Source organism: Lentzea sp. NPDC051838 (assembly GCF_040681245.1).
GTDB lineage: Bacteria > Actinomycetota > Actinomycetes > Mycobacteriales > Pseudonocardiaceae > Lentzea.
In genome coordinates this window covers 53,492-74,197 of the sequence record NZ_JBFAYI010000002.1, presented here as the reverse complement: position 1 = coordinate 74,197, position 20,706 = coordinate 53,492, and the positions used below count along the sequence as shown (strand labels likewise).

At 69.2% G+C, this 20,706-nt stretch carries 15 protein-coding genes and 1 tRNA gene; 10 read left to right on the top strand and 6 right to left on the bottom strand.

Features of this window, described 5'->3' with window-relative positions; translation table 11 throughout:
- Positions 1–64: 64 nt before the first annotated feature.
- The 4 genes from AB0M24_RS06230 to AB0M24_RS06215 form a co-directional block, all read right to left on the bottom strand.
- A complete protein-coding gene (locus tag AB0M24_RS06230; RefSeq protein WP_363761735.1) occupies positions 65–1,528 on the bottom strand; it encodes a LuxR C-terminal-related transcriptional regulator in 1,464 nt (487 codons plus the stop codon).
- Between the two features lie 25 nt (positions 1,529–1,553).
- Entirely contained in the window at positions 1,554–2,219 is a 666-nt protein-coding gene (locus tag AB0M24_RS06225) for an SAM-dependent methyltransferase (RefSeq protein WP_363761733.1), read from the bottom strand.
- Between the two features lie 119 nt (positions 2,220–2,338).
- A tRNA-Glu gene (locus AB0M24_RS06220) sits at positions 2,339–2,410 on the bottom strand.
- Positions 2,411–2,554: 144 nt separating this feature from the next.
- Entirely contained in the window at positions 2,555–4,051 is a 1,497-nt protein-coding gene (locus AB0M24_RS06215; protein ID WP_363761731.1) for a PucR family transcriptional regulator, read from the bottom strand.
- A gap of 82 nt (positions 4,052–4,133) precedes the next feature.
- Here AB0M24_RS06215 and AB0M24_RS06210 point away from each other — a divergent pair, with 82 nt between their 5' ends.
- Positions 4,134–5,558, top strand: coding sequence for a sodium:solute symporter (locus tag AB0M24_RS06210; protein WP_363761729.1), 1,425 nt, complete (start codon positions 4,134–4,136; stop codon positions 5,556–5,558).
- 28 nt (positions 5,559–5,586) lie between these two features.
- On the opposite strand, the gene AB0M24_RS06205 is transcribed toward AB0M24_RS06210, so the two are convergent.
- Positions 5,587–6,780 (bottom strand): RNA-guided endonuclease TnpB family protein, encoded by a 1,194-nt coding sequence (locus AB0M24_RS06205; RefSeq protein ID WP_363761727.1) that lies wholly within the window; start codon positions 6,778–6,780, stop codon positions 5,587–5,589.
- A 62-nt stretch (positions 6,781–6,842) separates the two neighbouring features.
- Here AB0M24_RS06205 and speB point away from each other — a divergent pair, with 62 nt between their 5' ends.
- The 3 genes from speB to AB0M24_RS06190 are packed head-to-tail and all read left to right on the top strand — an operon-like array spanning position 6,843 to position 10,812.
- Positions 6,843–7,781: an agmatinase gene (speB, locus tag AB0M24_RS06200; RefSeq protein ID WP_363761725.1), complete on the top strand. Its 939-nt coding sequence runs from the start codon at positions 6,843–6,845 to the stop codon at positions 7,779–7,781.
- Positions 7,778–9,391, top strand: coding sequence for a thiamine pyrophosphate-binding protein (locus tag AB0M24_RS06195; RefSeq protein ID WP_363761723.1), 1,614 nt, complete (start codon positions 7,778–7,780; stop codon positions 9,389–9,391). Before speB ends, AB0M24_RS06195 begins: the two co-directional genes overlap by 4 nt.
- Before the next feature lie 47 nt (positions 9,392–9,438).
- Positions 9,439–10,812 carry an aminobutyraldehyde dehydrogenase gene (locus AB0M24_RS06190; RefSeq protein ID WP_363763007.1) on the top strand — a complete coding sequence of 458 codons (1,374 nt, stop codon included), beginning with the start codon at positions 9,439–9,441 and terminating at the stop codon, positions 10,810–10,812.
- A 48-nt stretch (positions 10,813–10,860) separates the two neighbouring features.
- Here the strand turns inward: AB0M24_RS06190 and AB0M24_RS06185 are convergent, their stop codons facing one another.
- Positions 10,861–12,675 (bottom strand): penicillin acylase family protein, encoded by a 1,815-nt coding sequence (locus AB0M24_RS06185; RefSeq protein ID WP_363761721.1) that lies wholly within the window; start codon positions 12,673–12,675, stop codon positions 10,861–10,863.
- 308 nt (positions 12,676–12,983) lie between these two features.
- Here AB0M24_RS06185 and AB0M24_RS06180 point away from each other — a divergent pair, with 308 nt between their 5' ends.
- The 6 genes from AB0M24_RS06180 to pcaB all read left to right on the top strand — a co-directional run bounded on the left by AB0M24_RS06180 (position 12,984) and on the right by pcaB (position 20,651).
- Positions 12,984–14,081, top strand: coding sequence for a SagB/ThcOx family dehydrogenase (locus AB0M24_RS06180; RefSeq protein ID WP_363761719.1), 1,098 nt, complete (start codon positions 12,984–12,986; stop codon positions 14,079–14,081).
- Positions 14,081–15,280: a cupin domain-containing protein gene (locus AB0M24_RS06175; protein WP_363761717.1), complete on the top strand. Its 1,200-nt coding sequence runs from the start codon at positions 14,081–14,083 to the stop codon at positions 15,278–15,280. Before AB0M24_RS06180 ends, AB0M24_RS06175 begins: the two co-directional genes overlap by 1 nt.
- The gene (locus AB0M24_RS06170; protein WP_363761715.1) at positions 15,277–16,011 is read left to right on the top strand and encodes a methyltransferase domain-containing protein; all 735 of its coding nucleotides are present in this window, start codon (positions 15,277–15,279) and stop codon (positions 16,009–16,011) included. The genes AB0M24_RS06175 and AB0M24_RS06170 overlap by 4 nt, the downstream gene beginning before the upstream one ends.
- Positions 16,008–17,213 carry an MFS transporter gene (locus tag AB0M24_RS06165; protein WP_363761713.1) on the top strand — a complete coding sequence of 402 codons (1,206 nt, stop codon included), beginning with the start codon at positions 16,008–16,010 and terminating at the stop codon, positions 17,211–17,213. The genes AB0M24_RS06170 and AB0M24_RS06165 overlap by 4 nt, the downstream gene beginning before the upstream one ends.
- Positions 17,214–17,334: 121 nt before the next feature.
- The gene (locus AB0M24_RS06160) at positions 17,335–19,287 is read left to right on the top strand and encodes an FAD/NAD(P)-binding protein (RefSeq protein WP_363761711.1); all 1,953 of its coding nucleotides are present in this window, start codon (positions 17,335–17,337) and stop codon (positions 19,285–19,287) included.
- Positions 19,284–20,651 carry a 3-carboxy-cis,cis-muconate cycloisomerase gene (gene pcaB / locus AB0M24_RS06155; protein WP_363761709.1) on the top strand — a complete coding sequence of 456 codons (1,368 nt, stop codon included), beginning with the start codon at positions 19,284–19,286 and terminating at the stop codon, positions 20,649–20,651. Before AB0M24_RS06160 ends, pcaB begins: the two co-directional genes overlap by 4 nt.
- The last annotated feature ends 55 nt before the right edge of the window (positions 20,652–20,706 follow it).

The following is a 20,706-nucleotide window of genomic DNA, read 5'->3' as shown; positions in this document are numbered from 1 at the left end:
GCAGGGTTTCTGTTGCCTCTAAAGGAGAACTCATGCAGGGCCACCGACACATCCAGAGCAATACCTAGGTTTGGTCGCGCGCGATCCGCGCCGCCTCCGACCGGTTGCTCGCGCCCAGCTTCGCCAGCACGTGCGACACGTGCAAGCCCACCGTCCGCACGCTCAGCACGAGCTCCGCGGCGATTTCCTTGTTGGTGCGGCCCCATCCCAGCAGTTCCAGCACGTCGCGCTCACGCGGGGTCAACGTGCCCAGCTGCGGTTTGTCCTGGTGCAGCAACGGAATGCGCCGCCGGCGTGCCTCGCGGCCGATCATCTTGGCCAACGGCAGCGCGCCGAGCCGTTGTGCGGCGCGGTCGGCGTGACGCAGCGCATCCGGTTCACCACAACGAGTTCGCGCGTAGGCGGCCTGGTACGGAATCCGCAGCCGATCCCAGTCGACGGCGATCTCCGCCCACGAGTCGCGCCCGGCCTCGGCGAACGCGAGCCGCCGCCACACCTCGTCCTCCGGCCCCTGCGGCACCGGCAGCCGGGCCAGCAACTCGGCTACCGTCGCTTCCGGATCATCGAGCTTCGTCACCCGGCCACCGGCGGCCTGAAGGTCGCGCGCGGCACCCAACCCCGCCGCGCAGAGCCGCAGAACCTCGCCGCCGGTCAACGCCTCCGGCAGGTCGGCGACGGTTTCGCGGCACAGCTCGACAGCCGCGCGGTACTGGCCTTTCGCCCGCGCCGCAACGGCTCTGGTGTACGCGGCCTGGGCGAGGAACAACGCGTCCGGCCCCTCGATGACCTTCTCGGCGCGCTCGATCAGGTAGTCGGCGTCCTGCCCGCGCAACGCCAGCGACTCCGCCTGGCACAGCAGGATCCGCGCGGCCTTGTTGGCGGGGATCGAGTCCGGGACGTCCAGCGCGTCCAGCTCCTCCCACCGCCCCAGAGCGAGCAGGCTGGTCGCGAGGTTGTACCGGATCACCGCGCTGAACGTCGGCGCGAGACCTTGAACCTTCAAGCGCGTCAACGCTTCCCTGCCGATGCGCGCGCTGCGTTCGTGCTGCCCGGAACTGCCGAGCACGTAGGTCAGGTTGCCCACGGCCCTCGTCAGCTCGCGGATGCAACCACTGCGATGCGCGGCCGTGCGCGCGTCCTCCAAAGTGGCGGTGCCGCGCGGTACATCGCCCAGAAATGCTTCGCACACACCACGAACGCTCAACGCGTACGCACGGATCTCGTCGCTCGTGGTGTCGATCGCCGCCGCGAGCGCACTCGCCTCGTGGTACTCGCCCTGCGACATCAACCAGCTGGCCTCGGCGACGGCGATCCGTTGCGCCATCTCACCCGAAGCCAGTCCCTTGGCCTCCAACAACGTCTCGTGCGCGGCGGCACGGTCACCGAGCACGAACTGGCAGTCCCACAACAGGTACAGCAGCTCGCACCGGTCGCCGGGTTCGGCGAGTGCCTTGCGCAGCACCGAAGCCGCGTCGTCCGGCCTCCCCGCCCACCGCAGAGCCTTCGCCCGCTCCAGCGCTTCCCGCACGTTGGTAGGAGGCGCCCAGGGAGAGTCAGATACGGCCCGGCTTGCGTCCGATGCCCGAATACCCGCCCGGCACGACGCACGGCGCCTCGATCGACAGCCCCTCCAGGAGCTGCTCGACCGGAGCCGGGTGCGACACCACCAGGAACCCTCCCGCCGGCATCGCGTGCCGATACCGGCGCACCACCCGCCCTGGCCCGGTGACGTCGTCGACGTATCTCAGGACGTCGACCATCAACACCGCGTAAGGCTCGCGCAGGTCGAGATGAGACACCACGCCCGGATGCCTCAGCACCTGCTCGGGACGGCGCAGGTCGGCCTCCACCGCGCACGTCCGCGGCTCACCGCGCAGCAACCCGCGCGCGAACGCCACGGTGACCGGGTCCGAGTCGACGTAGACGACACGGGCGTCCGGCAACGTCTGGTGCGTCGCACCGCACGTCGGGATGCCCGAGCCGAGGTCGAGGAACTGCCGCACACCAGCGGCCCAGCAGTGCCGGACGGCGTGCTTGAGGAACGCCCGGTGCGCTCGGGTCATGAGCGGCAACTCCGGGTCGATCCGGACCGCCTGCTTGGCGAACGCCCGGTCGGCGGCGTAGTTGTGCGCGCCACCCAGATAGAAGTCGTGGATCCGCGCGGCGTTCGGCCGACGTACGTCGACCTCGTAGCGTGCGAAGGCGGGGACCGCAGCCATTCGCAGAGCGTAACTGGCGCCTAGACCATTCGGGCGAAGTTTTCGAAGATTCTTTGGGTCCGTCTGACATGGACCCGGTTGCGGGCGGGCCCGGTCCACCCCACAGAGACCGGGCCACGTAGCGCGTACGGGGATCGAACCCGTGTTTCCGGATTGAGAGTCCAGCGTCCTGACCACTAGACGAACACGCCAGGAACGAGCATTGATACACAAATGCTCGCAGAGATTAGAAGAAAGGATACTAGCTGGTCACAGCTTTGAGGGCGCTCCGGCCCATTCCTCTGCGGTAATCATGGAACAATCATGACCGACGACCTCGGCCGGTCGCAAAGGAATTAATCGAGCCACGTCAGCGCGAGCCACAGCCCGGTGCGCGCGTCGGCCGTACCAAGATCACGACCGAGCAGTCGTTCGACGTGAGAAATTCGGTGCCGAACGCTGTTCCGATGCACTCCGAGCACGGTCGCGGCCCGGTCCCAGCTGCCGTGCTGGCCCAGCCAGGCCCTCAGCGTGTCGATCAGCTCGGGGCGGTTGAGGAGTGGGGCGAGCTCGCGGCGGGCGAAGGCTCGGGCGGCGGTGGGGTCGACGAGGGAGGAGAGGTCGGAGGCGGGGAGGGCGGGCTCGCCGGTGGCTTTGGCGCGGGCGAGGAGTGCGGTGGCCTCGGCTGCGGCGCGCTCGATCGCGGGGGCGGAGATGGGGGTGGGAGCCGGGCCGGGAGCGGAAGTCGGGGCGGGAGCGGAAGTCGGGGCGGGGGCAGGAGTCGGGGCGGAAGTCGGGGCGGGGGCAGGAGTGGAGGCGGGTGCGGGAGTGAGGCCGGGGGCGGAAGTGGAGGCGGGGGCGGGGCCTGGATCGGCGAGCGGCGACGACACCCCGAGCGGACCCGACACCTCGAACCCGGCGGCCACCAGCGCCAGGAACCCATCCCCATCCCGCGACACCAGCGGCCCGTACCGCTGCGCCAGCACGTCGTAGTCGGCCCGCGACTCCCCCGCCACCACCCGGTACGGCCCCGGCCCCAGCACCCCCGCCAGCCCGGACACCTCCGACCGCAGCACGGCCGACGCCGCCAGCCGCGCGATCTGGCCGCGTTCGCTCTCCAGATCCCGCCGCAACAACCCGAGCAACGCCAGCGCGACCGCGACCACCGCCCGTTCGGCAGGAGAGAGCGGAGCCGAACGGCGCACCACGAGCACCGCGGACTCCACCGGGTCGAGCGTGACGTGGTCTTCACCCACCTGGGTCGAGGCCGAACGAGGTCCCGTGCCCGACGCGACACGAGCCACCAGTTCGACAACGTCGTCGGGCGCCGAAACGCGGTCCACGAGATCGGCGCGGCAGTTCAGCACCACGGCGAGCGTGGTCAGCACGGACTCCACGGGACGCACCCGAGTGGCGGCACGGGTCAGGGCGCGCTGGCTGTCCGCGAGCATCCGCTGCTCCCGCACGGCGATCTCCGCGAGCAACGCGCCCAAAGCCTGCGACACCGCGAGGAACGGCGTGGACGGCGGCACCTCCAGCAACGGCATGCCCAACGCAGCACACGCGTCCACCAGCGACAACGGCACCGTCGGGAACTCCGGCTCGACGCCGAACCCGATCGCCGAGACGCCCTTGGAGATCAGTCCGGCGACGTACGCGGGCACGTCGGAAGGGAACCGCACGCCGGCCGTGAGCAGCAGCTCCTCGCCGACCAGGTAGGGCGTCGGGTCCTCGAGCTCGGACACGTGCGCCCAGCGGATCGGCCTGTCCAGCGCGTCGGCTCCACACAGGACGGTCAGCCCGAGATCGACTCGCGCGACAAGATCCTTCAGTGGGACGGTTTGCACAACCATGGTCCGACGATTGTGCACAACGACCACTTACCAGCGCCAGCGCGCGTTCCTACTGTGACCTGCAACCCAAGGAGGTCCAACAGTGGCTCTCGACTACGCGGTGATCGCCGCCTACGTGCTCGGCATGATCGGCATGGGCTGGTGGGGCATGCGCCGCGCCACCAGCAAGAGCGAGTACCTGGTCGCCGGACGCAGGCTCGGTTTCTCCATGTACTCCGGCACCATGTCGGCCGTCGTGCTCGGCGGCGCGTCGACCATCGGCGGTGTCGGGCTCGGCTACAAGTACGGCATCTCCGGCGCCTGGATGGTGTTCTCCATCGGCCTCGGCATCCTGCTGCTGTCCGCGTTGTTCGCGCGCAGGATCGTCAAGCTGAAGGTCTACACCGTCTCGCAGATGCTGGATCTCAGGTACGGCGGCAACTCCAGCCTGATCTCCGGCCTCGTGATGGCCGCCTACACGCTGATGCTGACGGTCACGTCCACGATCGCGTACTCCACGATCTTCAACGTCCTCTTCGGACTCCCGAAGTCCGTCGGCGTGATCATCGGCGGCAGCATCGTGGTGCTGTACAGCGTTCTCGGCGGCATGTGGTCGATCACGCTCACCGACATCGTGCAGTTCGTCGTGAAGACGGTCGGCGTCCTGTTCCTGCTGCTGCCGATCTCGCTGTTCGCGGCCGGTGGCATCGACGGCATCCAGGCGCGCCTGAACGACCCGGCCGTGTTCGAGGTCGGCAACATCGGCACGGGCACGATCATCACCTACCTGCTGATCTACGTCTTCGGTCTGCTGATCGGCCAGGACATCTGGCAGCGCGTGTTCACCGCCAAGTCGCCGAAGGTCGCGACGTGGGGCGGCATCACGTCCGGCCTCTACTGCCTCGTCTACGCGGTCGCCGGCGCGCTGATCGGCCTCGCCGGCAAGGCGCTGTACCCGAACATCGCGAACAAGGACGAGGCGTTCGCGACGATCGTGGAGAACCTGCTGCCGACCGGCGTGCGCGGACTCGTGCTCGCCGCCGCACTGGCCGCGATGATGTCGACGTCCTCCGGCGCGCTCATCGCGTGCGCCACGGTGGCGTCCAACGACATCTGGCGCCGCAAGACCGACTCGGACGTCCACAACAACCGGATGTTCACGCTCGTGATCGGTGTCGTCGCGATCGCCATCGCCGTGGCGCTGAACGACGTCGTGGCGGCGCTGACCGTCGCCTACAACATCCTCGTCGGCGGCCTGCTGGTCGCGATCATCGGCGGCCTGACCTGGAAGCGCGGCACCCGGCTCGGCGCGATGGTGTCGATGGCGGTCGGGTCTCTGACGGCGATCGGGTTCATGGTGCTCGTGGACGTGTACGCCAACGAAGCCATCTACTACAGCCTCGGCGCGTCGTTCGTGACGTACGTGGCGGTCAGCCTGGCCACCCCGGCCACCGATCCGGCAGTGCTGGCTCGGTGGGACCGCAGGGTGGCGGGTGAAGCAACTGAGGAAGAACTGGTGAACGCTTGACTTCCTCCCCTCGCGCACGAGGGGAGTCCTACGGCTCGCGCCGCAGGGTTTCTGCTTCTTCGCCGACCGCCCGCCCGGAGGACTCCCGTTGAGGACTTACACCGGCTCCACAGACCGTCACCGCCAGCCCGGCGGCCAGAATGTTGCGAGCCGCGTTCACGTCCCGGTCATGGGTCGTGCCGCAGCCACAGGTCCACGCGCGCAGGTGCAACGGCATCGCCGCCGCCTTCGCGCCACAGACCGAGCACATCTTGGACGACGGGAACCAGCGATCAACAGCGATCACTTCCCGGCCGTACCACTGCGCTTTGTACTCAAGTTGCTGCCGGAACTGCCGCCAGCCCGCGTCACTGATCGCGCGGGCAAGGCGACGGTTGCCGACCATGTTCGACACCGCGAGATCCTCGATCACGAGCGTTTGGTTCTCACGCACGAGCCGAGTAGTGATCTTGTGCAGGTGATCGGTGCGCCGGTCGACGATCCGGGCATGCACACGGGCCACCTTGATACGAGCCTTAGCCCGGTTGCATCCATCCTTCTGCTTGCGGCACAAGGCTCGCTGAGCCCTTGCCAGTGCCGTCCGGTCGCGGCGCTCGTGCCGGGGATTGCAGATCTTCTCCCCGGTCGAGAGCACCAGCAAGTGCTCGAGGCCGACATCGATCCCGACCACCGAATCGTTGGCGGGCAACGCTGTCACGCCGGAGTCCTCGCACAGGAGGGAGACGAACCAGCGACCGGCCGGGTCACGCGACACGGTCACAGTCGACGGCGTTGCCCCCTCGGGCAGTGGACGCGACCAGCGGATGTCCAGCGGCTCTACCAGCTTCGCCAGTGTCAACCTGCCGTCACGCCAGCGAAACGCCGAACGCGTGTACTCGGCGCTGGCACGCGACTTCTTCCGCGACTTGAACTTCGGATGCCGGGCACGCTTCGCGAAGAAGTTCGAGAACGCCGCCTGCAGATGCCGCAGCGCCTGCTGCAGCGGCACCGCGGACACATCTGCCAGAAACGCCAGTTCCTCGGTGCGCTTCCACGCGGTCAGCAGTGCCGACGTGGCCTCGTAGCCGACCCGTTCCCGGCGCTGCGTCCACGCTTCCGCTCGGACTTGCAGTGCCACGTTGTAGACCTTGCGGACACATCCGAACGTGCGCGACAACTCCGCCGCCTGCACCTCGGTCGGATAGAAGCGGAACTTGAACGCCCGCTTCACCTGCCCGTTCACCGTTCACCGATTACCAAGCCACACCCCGCCCTGACGGTCGGGGTCTCTTCGAAGGACTTCACATGATCGGCCCCGTCGACTCCTCGAAGGTCCCGCGCTACGCGGGACCGGCGACCTTCGCCCGGCTGCCCCGCCTCGACCAGGTGGCGCACGCGGACGTCGCGGTGGTGGGAGTCCCGTTCGACACCGGTGTCTCGTACCGGCCGGGGGCGCGGTTCGCGCCGTCGGCGGTGCGGGAGGCCTCCCGGTTGCTGCGGCCCTACAACCCCGGTCTGGACGTGGCGCCGTTCGAGCGCGTCCAGGTCGCGGACGGCGGGGACATCGCGGTCAACCCGTTCCACATCGGCGAGGCCATCGAGACGATCGAACAGGCTTCGACGGATCTGCAGGCAGACGGGACGAAGCTGGTCACGATCGGCGGTGACCACACCATCGCGCTGCCGTTGCTGCGGGCGGTGTCGCGGATCCACGGGCCGGTGGCGCTGCTGCACTTCGACGCGCACCTCGACACGTGGGACACGTACTTCGGCGAGCCGTACACGCACGGAACTCCGTTCCGGCGCGCGGTCGAGGACGGGATCCTCGACACCGAGGCGATCTCGCACGTCGGCACGCGGGGGCCGTTGTACGGCAAGAAGGATCTCGAGGACGACAAGCGGCTCGGGTTCGGGATCGTGACGTCGTCGGACGTGATGCGGCGTGGCGTGGACGAGACGGTCGACGCTTTGCGGCAGCGGATCGGGTCGCGGCCGTTGTACGTGTCGATCGACATCGACGTGCTGGATCCCGCGCACGCGCCTGGTACCGGGACGCCTGAGGCCGGTGGGATGACGTCGCGGGAGCTGCTGGAGATCATTCGCGGGCTGCGGGGGCTGAACCTCGTGGGTGCGGACGTGGTCGAGGTGGCACCGGCGTACGACCACGCGGACATCACCTCGGTGGCGGCTTCGCACGTCGCGTACGACTTGGTGAGCTTGTTGTCGCTCAAGGAGGGGCAGTGACTCGCAACGGCGGAGATGTCGTCGTCGAGACGCTCGAAGCGCTCGGCGCCCACACCGTCTTCGGCATCCCGGGCCAGCACGCCCTCGGCCTGTTCGACGCACTTCGCCGCTCAGAGCTGAGGTACGTCGGCAGCCGGACCGAGGTCAACGCCGCGTTCGCCGCCGACGGCCACGCGCGGATCACCGGTTCGGTGACGCCGTTGCTCGTGTCGACCGGGCCTGGCGCGCTGCAAACCCTTGCCGGACTGCAGGAATCCGCCGCGGCCTCCGCGCCCGTGCTGGGGATCTCGTCGCAGATCCCCTCGGCCGGGCTGGGTGGCGTGCGCGGCGGCTACCTGCACGAGCTGACGGACCAGCTGGCGTCGTTCCGGGATGTCGTGAAGCACGCGAGGGTCGTGCGGCACGCGTCGCAGATCCCGTCGGCGCTGGCCGAGGCGTGGGAGATCGCGCTGACCGCGCCGTACGGGCCGGTGTGGGTGGAGATTCCGCAGGACGTGCTGCTCGGCCCGGCCTCGATTCCGCCCGTCACTTCGGTTTCCTGGTCGGCGAGGGAGCTTTACCCGCGGGCGGAACTGGTCGCGGAGGCCGTGCGGTTGCTGGACGGGGCCGCCAACCCGGTGATCCTCGCCGGTGGTGGAGCCGCCAGGGCTCAGGACGAGCTGCTGGAGCTGGCGGAGAAGCTGCGGGCGCCGGTCGTGACGACGTTCGGCGGCAAGGGCAACTTCCCGTGGGAGCACCCGCTGTCCGCGCAGTCGTGGCTGGAGGACTGGCACACCACGGAGTTCCTGGCCGACGCGGACGTGCTGTTGGTCGTGGGTTCCGGGTTGGGTGAGCTGTCGAGCAACTACCGGGCGTTCCAGCCGAAGGGTCAGGTCGTCCAGATCGAGGCCGACCTCGGCAAGCTGGAGTCGAACTACCCCGCGCTCGGCATCCACGCGGACGCACGGCATGCGTTGCGCGCCTTGACTTCCGGCGTGACGGCACGCAATGCGGACGGTGTCACCGAGCGGCGCGTGCGGACGTTGCTCGACGCGGTGAACGAGCGTCTGATGGACCAGGAGCTCGACCTGGAGTGGCAGGTGCTGCACGCGCTGCGCTCGGCGGTTCCGGACGGCACGCCGACCTGCTGGGACATGACGATTCTCGCCTACTGGGCCTGGTCGGCGTGGGACCCGCGGGGTGGCGCGCAGTTCTCCGCCCAGGGTGCCGGTGGGCTCGGGTACGGGTTCCCGGCGGCGCTCGGAGTGGCGGCGGCGGTGGACGGGCCGGTGCTCGCGGTGTCCGGTGACGGCGGCGCGATGTACGGGATCTCGGAGCTGGCCGTGGCCGCGCAGCACGGGTCGCGCGTGGTGTGGCTGATCGTCGACGACGGCGGCTACGGCATCCTGCGCGAGTACATGACCGACACGTTCGGCCAGGCCACCGCCACCGAGCTGGCCCGCCCGGACTTCGTGGCGCTCGCCGAGGCGTTCGGGGTGCCCGCCACCCGCAGCACGCCCGAGTCGCTGCGCGAAGATCTCGCCAAGGCGTTCGCCGGGGACGGCCCGCACGTGGTGGTGTTGTCCGCGGTTCTGCGCATGTTCGCCCCCACGCACCTGGAGCACACGTGATCGTCGCGAACTTCATCAACGGAACCTCCGCCCCCGCCACCGACGCGCTGACCGGTCTCCCGGTCGAACGGCGGACGGAGACCAGTCCGCTCGTCGACCCGGCGACCGGCGTCGAGTTCGGCCGGGCCGTCGTCTCGCGCGAGTTCGAGGTCCACTACGCCGTCTCGGCCGCGGCGGAGGCGTTCAAGACGTGGTCGCGCACCACCCCCGGCGAACGGCAGCTGGCCCTGCTCAAGCTCGCGGATCTGCTGGAAGCCAACGCTTCCGACGTGGCCGACGCCGAGATCCGCGAGACGGGCAAGATCCGCGACGTCGTGCTCGGCGAGGAGATTCCGCAGTGCGTGGACCAGATCCGGTTCTTCGCCGGTGCCGCCCGCGCCCTGGGCACCGCGGCCGCCGGTGAGTACGTCCCCGGCGCCACGTCGTACCAGCGGCGCGAGGCGGTCGGCGTGATCGCGCAGATCACGCCGTGGAACTACCCGCTGATGATGGCCGTGTGGAAGATCGCCCCGGCCCTCGCCGCCGGCAACACGGTCGTGATCAAGCCGGCCGACACCACGCCGTCGTCCACCGTGCTGCTGGCATCGCTGGCCGCTCAGGTGCTGCCCGCGGGCGTGTTCAACGTGGTGCTGGGCGACCGCGACACCGGGCGGCTGCTGGTCGAACACCCCGTGCCCGCGATGGTCTCGCTGACGGGATCGACGCGCGCCGGCATCGAGGTGGCCCGCAGCGCCGCCGCGACGGTGAAGCGCACGCACCTCGAACTCGGTGGCAACGCACCGGTTCTGGTGTTCGACGACGTGGACGTGACCGCCGCCGCCGAGGGAATCGTCGGCGCTGCTTACTACAACGCCGGTCAGGACTGCACGGCCGCCACGCGCGTGCTGGTGCACTCGAACATCCACGACGAGTTCGTTGCGGCACTGGCGAAAGCGGCGTCGGCGCAGGTGCCCGGCACCGACTTCGGCCCGTTGAACAGCAAGGCGCAGCTGGACCGCGTGCTCGGGATGCTGTCCCGATCGTCCGCCACGGTCCACTGTGGAGGAAAGCAGTACGGATCGATCGGGTTCTACCTGGAGCCCACGGTGATCTCCGGGCTCGCGCAGGACGACGAGCTGGTGCAGGAAGAGGCGTTCGCACCGGTGGTCACCGTGCAGTCGTTCGCGAACGACGACGAGGCGATCGCGCTGGCGAACGGTGTGCCACAAGGGCTTGCGTCGTCGATCTGGACCCGGGACACGGGTCGAGCCGCGGCGCTGACGACGCGGCTCGACTTCGGCATCGTGTGGGTCAACACCCACGGGCTCGTGGCGTCCGAGATGCCGCACGGAGGCTTCGGCGCTTCCGGCTACGGCAAGGACCTCTCGATGCACGGCCTGGAGGACTACACGCGCGTCAAGCACGTGATGATCGCCCACTGACCGCAGGGCCTCGAGGCTCGCGCCCCCGACGACGCGAGCCTCAAGGCGTCAGCGGCAGAGAGCCCCCTTCTGCCACTTCTTCGCGGAGTACAGGTCCGGGCGAGCGGGTGCCATCAGCGTGTACGCGGTCGGACAGGCCTTGTCCGTGTACTCGACCGCGAAGATGAAGCTCGACCCGTCGCTGACCTCCTGGTGCTGCCAGTCCATGTTGATCAGGTTGTAGGTGCCGGACGACCCAGGACCGCCGTGCAGCGGGATCTTCTTACCGTCCCGCACCACGTACTGGACCTCGCCCAGCGGCTGGTAGATCTTCGGCCCCAACTCGGCTACCACCTTGTCGAACGCTTCGAGAGTGCCGCCCTCCGCGAACCACCGGTCGAACAGCAACGCGCCCACGCTGCCGACTTCGTTGCGGCGATCCCACTTCCGCAGGACCTCGCACTCCTTACGAGTACACGGCATCTTGTCGAGATACATCTCGGCGGCGGTGTTCCTGTTCTCCAGCACCAGCTTCTGCATGGTCGCCGCGTCGAACCTGCCGAGGTGCTTCGGAATCTCCTGCAACCCGAACGACGTGCGCATGTTCGCCACGCTCTCGTCACCGAACACGCGCGGGAACCCGGTCAACGGCTTGTCCGCCCGCACGAACGCGTGCGTGGAGTTGGAGTTCGTCGCGTAGGTGTCGCTCTCGATCCACGGCATCTTGTCCATCGCCAGCAACCCGGGTCGGCACGCCGACCTCGTGCCGTCGACGATCGCGACACTGTTGCGCCGCAGGAACTCCTGGTCCACCACGCACTTGTCGTCGACGTCCGGCACGACCTGGATGCCCGCGTAGAGCGTCTTGCCGCGCTTGTCCGCCGCCACGATGTTGGTGCGCACAGTGCCGCCGTGCCGGTCGAGGCTCGCCTTCAGGTCGCCGGTGGTCCGCGCCTCCAGGAAGCCCGCCACCGCGTTCACCGCCGGCAACCGGTCCGCCGCGAGATCGGTGACCGCGTACGCCTCCGTGTCGGTCCACGGCAGCTGGGTCATCTCGTGCCCGGTGAGGTGCGGGTTGGTGCGGATCTCGCGCGTGACCGGGCCGTAGCGGGTGTCCCAGTGGGTACCGCGGTCGATCATCTTCTCCGGCTTGCCGTCGACGAGGTAGGTGTACCGGTCGACGAGCTTCAGCCTGGTCAGCGAGTAGCTCGCGGCCGTGGACACCGTGGCCGACCACGCGACACCGCGGTTGTAGCCGTTGAACACGACCGGGATGCCGAGCAGCGTGACACCGTCGACGTCCACCTTCCCCGGGATCGTCAGCCGCGAGTGCCAGAACGAGATCATGCCGCCCCACGGCACGTGCGGGTTCCCGAGCAGCACTCCACGACCTCCGCTGGTACCCCCGGAACCAACGGCGATCGTGTTGCTGCCCCGTTCCTTCACCGGCTTGGGCGGTGAAGGCCAGATCCCCTCGTACGCCCGGAAGATCCCTTCCTGGAACGCCACGTGGTTGTACCGGTACAGCTCCGCCTCGGTGAGCTGCCGGTTGCACTTCGGATGGCTTGCGGCGTAACGGTTGTAGCCCTGCACGTACCCGGTGAACAGGTCGCGGACCTGCTCCGTGGGCCCGATGGGCGGCGGTTGCTCGACGATCCGTTCGACCACCCGCCTCTTCTCGAGATCTCGGAACTGCGGGTCGGCGGCGAACTCGGTGAACTGCTTGGCGAGATCGCACAGACGGGCCTTGGCCTGCCCGTACCCGATGCCGTCCCCCAGGCCGCGGTAGTCCGACGCGACGACGTGCGGCACCTGCTCGGGCCCGGCCGACGCCACAGGCGCCGACGTGACCAGGAGCAGGCTCGCGATGACGGTTTTCCACACGACTGTGTTTTTAGCACACTCGTGTCACTACGCGCCACCGAGTTGGCCACGTTCTATAAAGGCGCTGGAGCGGGAAATCGGAACGCTTTACAGCCAAAAGGCCCGCTGCTTGTATGGAGTCATCGCGGTGATCGACGCGATAGGAATTCCCGAACGACGAGGGGAGGGAAATCATGTTCGAGGTCGAGATCGTTACCGACGAGCAGTCGCTGCTCCACCACCCGACCGTCTGAGTCGCGGGGTGAACATGGCCTCGGGGCGGATGCATCGCCCCGAGGCCATTTCCATGCTACTACCTGGAGGCCACTGTGAAAATCCGTCGGAGAGAGAATCTCGTCTGCCGGTGGTCGGCCGACGGGTTGCAGGTCGGTTTACCGGGACAGCACCGCTGGGCCAAGGTCAGTCCCCAGCTCTTCGCCGTGCTCGACAAGGCGGCGGAGTGGACCGACGCGGACACCCTGGCGGCCGAGTTCGACGAGGAGCTCGCGCCGCAGGTCCGCAAGGCGCTCGCCACCATGACCGATCTCGGCGTTCTCGTCACCGAAGACACCGAAACCCCGGCCATGTGGCGGCACTGGGGTGACGTGACGGAACGGTTCCACGTCGACGCGCGCGACGCGAACTACCTCGTCGACTCGCCGGAACGGGCGGAGGTCGCCGGAGCGATCGTCGCCGAGGGCGGGTCGCCGCCGATCTTCAAGGACTACCCCGGCGCGCCGCTGGTCATGTTGCCGCGCAAGCCTCTCCCGCTGCACACCGCGGTCGACGAGGTCTTCACCCGAAGGCGCACGCACCGGCTGTTCCAGGACGCGCCGGTGAGCCTCGACCAGCTCGGCACGCTGCTGTTCTACTCGTTCGCGCCGCAGCGGTTCATCAGCGGAGGGCCGTTCGGGCCGCAGCAGGCCAGGGTCAGCGCGTCCGCCGGCGGCCGGCACGAGGTCGAGGCCTACCTCGTCGCGTACGACGTCGAGGGCGTCCCGCCGGGCCTCTACCACTACTCGCCGCGCCTGCACGCGCTCGAACTGCTGCACACCGACGCCTCACGCGCGCGGGTCGCCGAGCTGAGCTACCACCAGGAACCGTCCTACAGCGGCGCTTTCACCGTCTTCACCACCGCCGTCGCCGACCGGCTCGCGTGGAAGTACCGCCACCCCAGGGCGTACCGGCTGTGGATGTACGACGCCGGGCACTACGGGCAGACGTTCGACCTGACCTGCACAGCGCTCGGGCTCGGGCCGTTCCAGACGGTCGCGTTCCCCGACACGGAAGTCGAGAAGTTCCTCGGCGTCGACTCCGACCAGGAGTTCGTGGCCTACCTGCTGGCGGCCGGCGTTCCCGAGGAGAACGGCGCGCTGCCGGTGGACTTCGCCCACCCCGAACCGACCGTGATCACCGGGAGCGCGTGATGGTCCTGAACCGCTGCACCACACTGTCCGAAGAGGACTTCCTGACCGACGTCTTCAACCGCAAACCGCTCTACACCAGGGCGGAGGACCTCCAGAGCGACTTCTCCGACCTGTTCTCCGCCGAGGTGCTGGAGGACCTGCTCGCGAACTCCGCGATCCGCACGTCGTCGGTGCGGCTCGTGCGCGCGGGTGTCGAGTTCGACGTCACGCGCGGCACGGTCGCCGACAGCGGTGACCTCGCCGGTTCGGCGCCGTTCGTCAGCACGGAGACCATCCGCGCGGGCCTCGCGTCCGGGCACACGCTGCTGATGCGCTCGTTGCACCGCTACCACCCGCCGCTGCGCAGGTTCGCGCACGCGCTGTCCGCGCAGCTCGGGCATCCGGTGCGGGTCAACGCGTTCATCACGCCGCCGAACTCGCAGGGTGTGAGCCTGCACTACGACGTCCAGGACGTGCTCGTGCTGCAGATCGCGGGCGAGAAGCACTGGGAGCTGAGGGCCCAGCCGCTGTCGGCGCCGCTCGCCCCGCAGGCGTGGTTCGACGTGCCGCAACGCAAGCGCGACGAGCTCAAGGCCGCCAGCACGCTGCTCGCCGACCTCGTGCTGCGGCCGGGCGACACCCTCTACTTCCCGCGCGGCACCATGCACTCGCCGCGCACCGAGGACTCGTTGTCGATCCACCTCACCATCTCGATCCCGCAGGTCACGCACCACGACCTGCTCCAGGCGATGGTCGACGACGCGCTGGAGGACGAGTGGGTGCGCGGCAGCGTCTCGCTCGCCCGGCTCGAAGCCGGGCCGGAGCTGGCCCGCGTGGTGCTGCTCGCCATCGCGCAACGGCTCTCCGACGTGGCCCGCGACGTGTCCACCGAGGAGCTGTTGTGGCGGGTGCGCGCGGCCCGGTTCGCCGAGCTGCCGGCGGAACCCGTGCCGGTGCTGCCCGTCGTCGAACCCGCGCAGACCCACCGGTTGCGCACCGGCGCGAAGTACCGCGTGGTTCCCGACGGCGACTCCGTGTCGTTGCAGGGAGTCGGGCGCAGGGTCACGCTGCCCGCCGCGGCCGCGCCCGTCCTCGACGAGCTGCGCGACACCGGAACCCTGGACAGGGAACGACTCGCGGAACAGCTGTCCGCTCCCCTCGCCGACCAGCTGGTGCAGGTGCTCACCGACTTCGGGCTGATCACCGGGGTGCGTGCGTGACCAACGAGTACGGCGACCGCTGGGCGGACATCTACGACGAGTGGTTCGGGGAGCTCACCGACACCGAACCCGCCTGCGCCGCGCTCGCCGAACTGGCTCAGGGTGGACCGGCGCTGGAGATCGGCGCCGGCACCGGACGGCTCGCGATTCCGTTGGCGCGACTGGGAGTTCCGGTCACCGCGGTCGAGGCGTCGGCGAAGATGGCAGCCCGGCTGCGCGCCAAGCTTTCCGGTGAACGGGTCGAGGTGGTCGAGCGAGATGCCGCCGGTGGGCTCGCGGATCTCGCACCGGACGGCGGATTCCGGCTCGCGTACCTCAGCTGCAACACGCTCTTCCAGCTCACCGACCAGGAGTCCCAGCTGGCCTGCGTCGTCGGTGCCGGTGCGGCACTCGGCTCCGGCGGTGTGCTGGTGATCGAGGCGTCGGTGCCCAACGTCGAGCTGCTGCACCTGGGCAGCAAGCAGCGCATCGACGCGATGGACCATGATCGAGTCGTGCTCACCGAGGCCCGCGTGACCGTCGCGACCCAGCGCAAGGACTCGACGATCGTGTTGCTGGACAACGGTGCGCACCGGGTCCTGCCGGTCGCCGAACGCTACTGCTGGCCCGCGGAGCTCGACCTGATGGCACGCCTGGCGGGACTCACGCTGAGGAACCGCTGGTCAGGCTGGGAAAGAAACCCCTTCGACTCGAGGAGCACAGGCCACGTGTCGGTGTACGTCGCAGCATGAGCGGACTGCTGGAACACCCCAGGTTCATCAGGGCCTGGGCGGGACAGGCGTGCGGGGCGATCGGCGACCAGCTGCTGCCCGTCACGGTCAGCCTCTACGTGCTCGGCCGCGGTGGCGGTGTCGCCGAGGTGAGCCTCGTGCTCGGCGCGCGGGCGGTGGCACTGGTGCTGTGCCTGCTCGCCGGCGGTGTGCTGGCGGATCGGTTGCGGCGCAGCAGGATTCTGCTCGGCGCCGACTGGTTCCGGGCGTCGCTGCTGCTCGTCACGGCGTTGTCGCTGGACCACCTCCCGCTACTGGCGCTGCCGATCGTGATCGCGCTCGTCGCGGCGGGCGAGGCGTTGTCCCGCCCGGCGTTCCGCTCGCTCGTGCCCACCCTGCTGCCGGAAACGTTGCTGGAGAAGGGCAACGCGCTGGTGTCCGCGGCCCAGCGCAGCGCGGCGGCGATCGGGGCGCTGTCCGGTGCCACGATCGTCGCGCTCGTCGGGGCGCGGACCGGGTTGCTGCTGGCCGCCGCGGTGTTCGCGATCAGCGGGTTCACCGTGCTGCGGCTGCCCGACACGGCCGCGCGCACCACGTCGTCCTCGGTGCTCGCGGACGCCCGCGACGGCGTCCGGGCGGTGCGGGAACGGCCGTGGGTGCTCGCCGTGATGTCCACGGTCAGCGTGCACCTGCTGACCGGCACCGCGACCGCGCTGACGCTGCTGCCGCTGATCGCCCGCGAAAGACTCGGCGGTGAGCTCGCCTACGGGCTCGCGCTCGCGGCTCTGTCGCTGGGCGCGCTGCCCGCCGTCGTGCTGGCCGGGCGGTGGAAGCCGCAGGCCAAGGGGCTGGTGTCGATGTGCGCGCTGGTCGGGTACGCGCTGGTGCCGCTCAGCCTGGCGCTGCCGTTGCCGCTGGCCGGGGTCGCCGTCGCGTTCGCCATCGGGGGCTTCGCGGTGGAGTTCTTCTTCGTGTACTGGATCTCCGCGTTGCAGCGGAACATCCCCGGTGCCGTGCTGGGCAAGGTGCTCGCGCTCGACCAGCTCGGGGCGTTCGCGCTGCTGCCCGTCGGCTATCTCCTGGTGGGTCCGGTGGTCGTGCTCGTGGGCGCGCAGTGGGCGTTGGTCGGCGCGGCCGTCGTCGTCGTGGTGACGAGCGTGGCGTGTCTGGCGGTGCCGGGTGTCCGTTTGTTCAGCGACCCCGCAAAGGCGGAAGTGTCCTGAACGCGCTTTGCTCGATTCTTTAGCTGGTGGTGCAAGGGTGGAATCAATGAGAGTCGCCTAATTCCCTGCGGTTTTTCGCGGAACTGGCGGCTGAGCATCCGGCACCACCGCTGGAGGATTGATGCCGCTCAACGAGAGAATTTCGAATTCTCTGGTAATCAGTGTCGTGGGCGCCGGCCCGCGAGGAGTGTCCGTGGTCGAGCGGATCTGCGCCAACGTGGCCGCGAATCCCGACGTCCACCCGGCCGTGACGATCCACCTGATCGACGCCGTGTGCGACGGCGGCGGGCGCGTCTGGCGCACGGCACAGCCCGTCGAGCTGCTGATGAACACAGTGGCCTGTCAGATCTCGATGTTCACCGACCCGAGCGTGGAGTGCGAGGGCCCGATCGTCACCGGCCCGAGCCTGTACGAGTGGGCGCGGTTCGTCAGCGTGATGGACGGCCTCGACGAGTATCCCGACGAGGTGCTGGCCGAGGCCCGCAGGCTGACCGCGGACTCCTACCCGTCCCGCGCGTTCTACGGCCACTACGTCGCGTGGGTGCTGCGCAGGGTCGCGACCTCGGCACCACCCCAGGTCTCGATCATCTCGCACCGCAGGGTCGCGATGTCGTTGGAGGACAACCCCGACGGCACGCAGACCCTCACCCTCGACGACGGCAGCGCTCTGCACGTCGACTCGGTGGTGCTGGCGCAGGGCCACGTCGGCATGGAGCTCACCGAGCAGGAGCTGATGCTGCACCGGCACGCGACGGCGCACGGGCTCGTCTACATCCGGCCCGGCAACCCCGCCGACGCGGATCTGAGCCCGATCCGGCCGGACGAGCCGGTGGCGTTGCGCGGCATGGGCCTGAACTTCTTCGACTACCTGACGTTGCTGACCGTCGGCCGCGGCGGGTCGTTCCGGCGCGTGGACGGCACGCTGACGTACCAGCCGTCCGGCCGCGAACCGGTGATGTACGCGGGATCGCGGCGCGGGATCCCGTACCACGCAAGGGGTGAGAACCAGAAGGGCGTGGCGGAGCGGCACGAGCCCCGGTTCATCACGCCGTCGGTGATCGCACGCTTTCGCGCCGGGGTCGCCGACGGGCGGCCCGCCCACTTCGTGCGCGACCTGTGGCCGTTGATCGACCGCGAGGTCACCCTCACCTACCACCGCTCGTTGATCAGCGAGCGCAACGGTGTGGCTGCTGGTGACGCGTTCGCGTCGGAGTACATCGCGACGCCGGACGACCCGGAACTGCCGCTGCGCCATGGTATTTCCGTGGTTGACCAGTGGCGGTGGGAACGCGTGACGCAGCCGTGGAACGACCAGGTTCCGCGCACCCAGGCGGAGTTTCGCGCTTGGCTGCTGGACTATCTGCGGGCAGATGTGGCAGAAGCGCTGCGCGGCAACGTGGGCAGCCCGCTCAAGGCGGCCTTGGACGTCATGCGGGATCTGCGCAACGAGATCCGCCTGATCGTCGACCACGGCGGGTTGGACGGCAGCTCGTACCGCGACGAGCTGCAGCGCTGGTACAACCCGTTGAACGCGTTCCTGTCGATCGGCCCGCCGGTGCAGCGGATCGAGGAGATGATCGCTCTGGTCGAGGCAGGGGTGCTGCACGTCCTCGCGCCGGGCATGCGGGTCGAGCTCTCCCCTGCCGGCACCGGATTCGTGCTGACGTCGGCGAGCGTGACCGGGCCCGAGGTCGAGGTGACCGGGTTCATCGACGCGCACATGCCGGAGTTCGACCTGTTCCGCACCACCGATCCGTTGCTGCGACACCTCGTGCGGACAGGGCAGTGCCGCGGCTACCGGCTGCCCGACGCGTTCTCCGGCTACGACACGGGAGGGCTGGCCGTGACGCCGCGGCCGTACCGCGTGCTGGACGCCGCGGGCCGCGCGCACAAACGCAGGTTCGCGTACGGGGTGCCGACGGAGACAGTGCACTGGCTGACGGCGGCGGGCATCCGGCCCGGCGTGAACTCGGTGATCGTCGCGGACGCCGACGCCATCGCCCGCGCGGCGCTGTTCGCTCCGCGTGCCGAGGTTCGGTCGGGCTCGTTGGAGACGAAGGAGAACAGGTCGTGACCGACGCAGGTCTGCTCGCCCCGGTGTGGGCGGGCACTCCGTCGAGTGCCGAGGTGTCGGACGAGGCGTGGCTGCGCGCGATGCTCGACGTCGAGGCGGCGCTGGCCATGGCGCAGGCCCGGTTGGGCGTGGTGCCCAAGGAGGCCGCGGAGACCATCGCCTCGTTGGCAGCGCACAACTCCATCGACCTGGTGTCGCTGGCTCACGTCGCGCGCGAGTCGGCCAATCCGGTTGTGGTGCTGGTGCAGCGGTTGACGGCTGAGGTGGAGGCTTCGGACGCTTCTGCCGCGCGGTACGTGCATCTTGGTGGCACGAGCCAGGATGTTCTGGATTCCGCGGCGATGTTGCTGTCCGCGCGGGTGCTGGCGCGGATCGCGTGGGACCTGCGGCGCGTGGCCGTGGCGCTGGTGCGGATCACGGTCGCCCACCAGCACACGCCGATGGCGGGCCGGACTTTGACGCAGCACGCCGTGCCGATCACGTTCGGGCTGAAGTCGGCGGGGTGGCTGCAACTCGTGCTGGACGCTCTGGACAGGGTCTCCGGTGTGCTGCTGCCGGCTCAGCTGGGTGGTGCCGCTGGGACTTTGGCATCGTATGAGACCTACGCACGCATGGCTGACGGTTCGGGCGCTCTGGAGCTGATGCGCGCGTTCGCCGAGGAGCTCGGGCTGGCCGAGCCGGTGGTGCCGTGGCACTCCTTGCGCACCCCGATCGCCGACCTGGGTTGCGTGTTGGCCTTCGTCACCGGTGCTTTGGGCAAGCTGGGCGCGGACGTGCAGATCATGTCGCGCACCGAGGTGGGCGAGCTGTCGGAACCGGCGGCGGACGGGCGCGGCGGGTCGTCCGCCATGCCGCAGAAGCGCAATCCGGTGCTCGCGACGCTGCTCAACTCCGCGGCGCGCCAGGTGCCTGCGTATGCGTCGGTTTTGATGGGGTGTCTGGTCAGTGAGGACGAACGGTCTGCGGGTGGGTGGCATGCCGAGTGGCAGCCGTTGCGGGAGTGTTTGCGGCTCACGGCTGGTGCTGCGCACACGGCGGCCGAGTTGACCGAGGGGTTGTTTGTGCACGCGGATCGGTTGAGGTCGAATCTTGCGCTGACTGGTGGCTCGATCGTGGCGGAGCGGTTGAACGCTGAGCTGGCTGATGCTTTGGGGCGGGTGGCGGCGAAGAAGCTGCTGGCTGAGGTGGCTCGGGAGGATGTGCCGTTCGCGGAGGCGTTGGCGGCTCGACCGGAGCTGGTTGAGGGGCTCGCCGGGCGGGGCGGGGTGGCGGAACTGCTGGATCCCGGGCAGTACGTGGGGTTGTCGGCTCAGCTGGCTTCGCGGGTGTTGGTGAGAGCGGGGCGGGTGCTGAGCCGCGAGTGAGCTGGTGCGGGCGAGGCGCATGTCCCGGCCGCGAGTAGCAAGCGAGGGGGCGGGC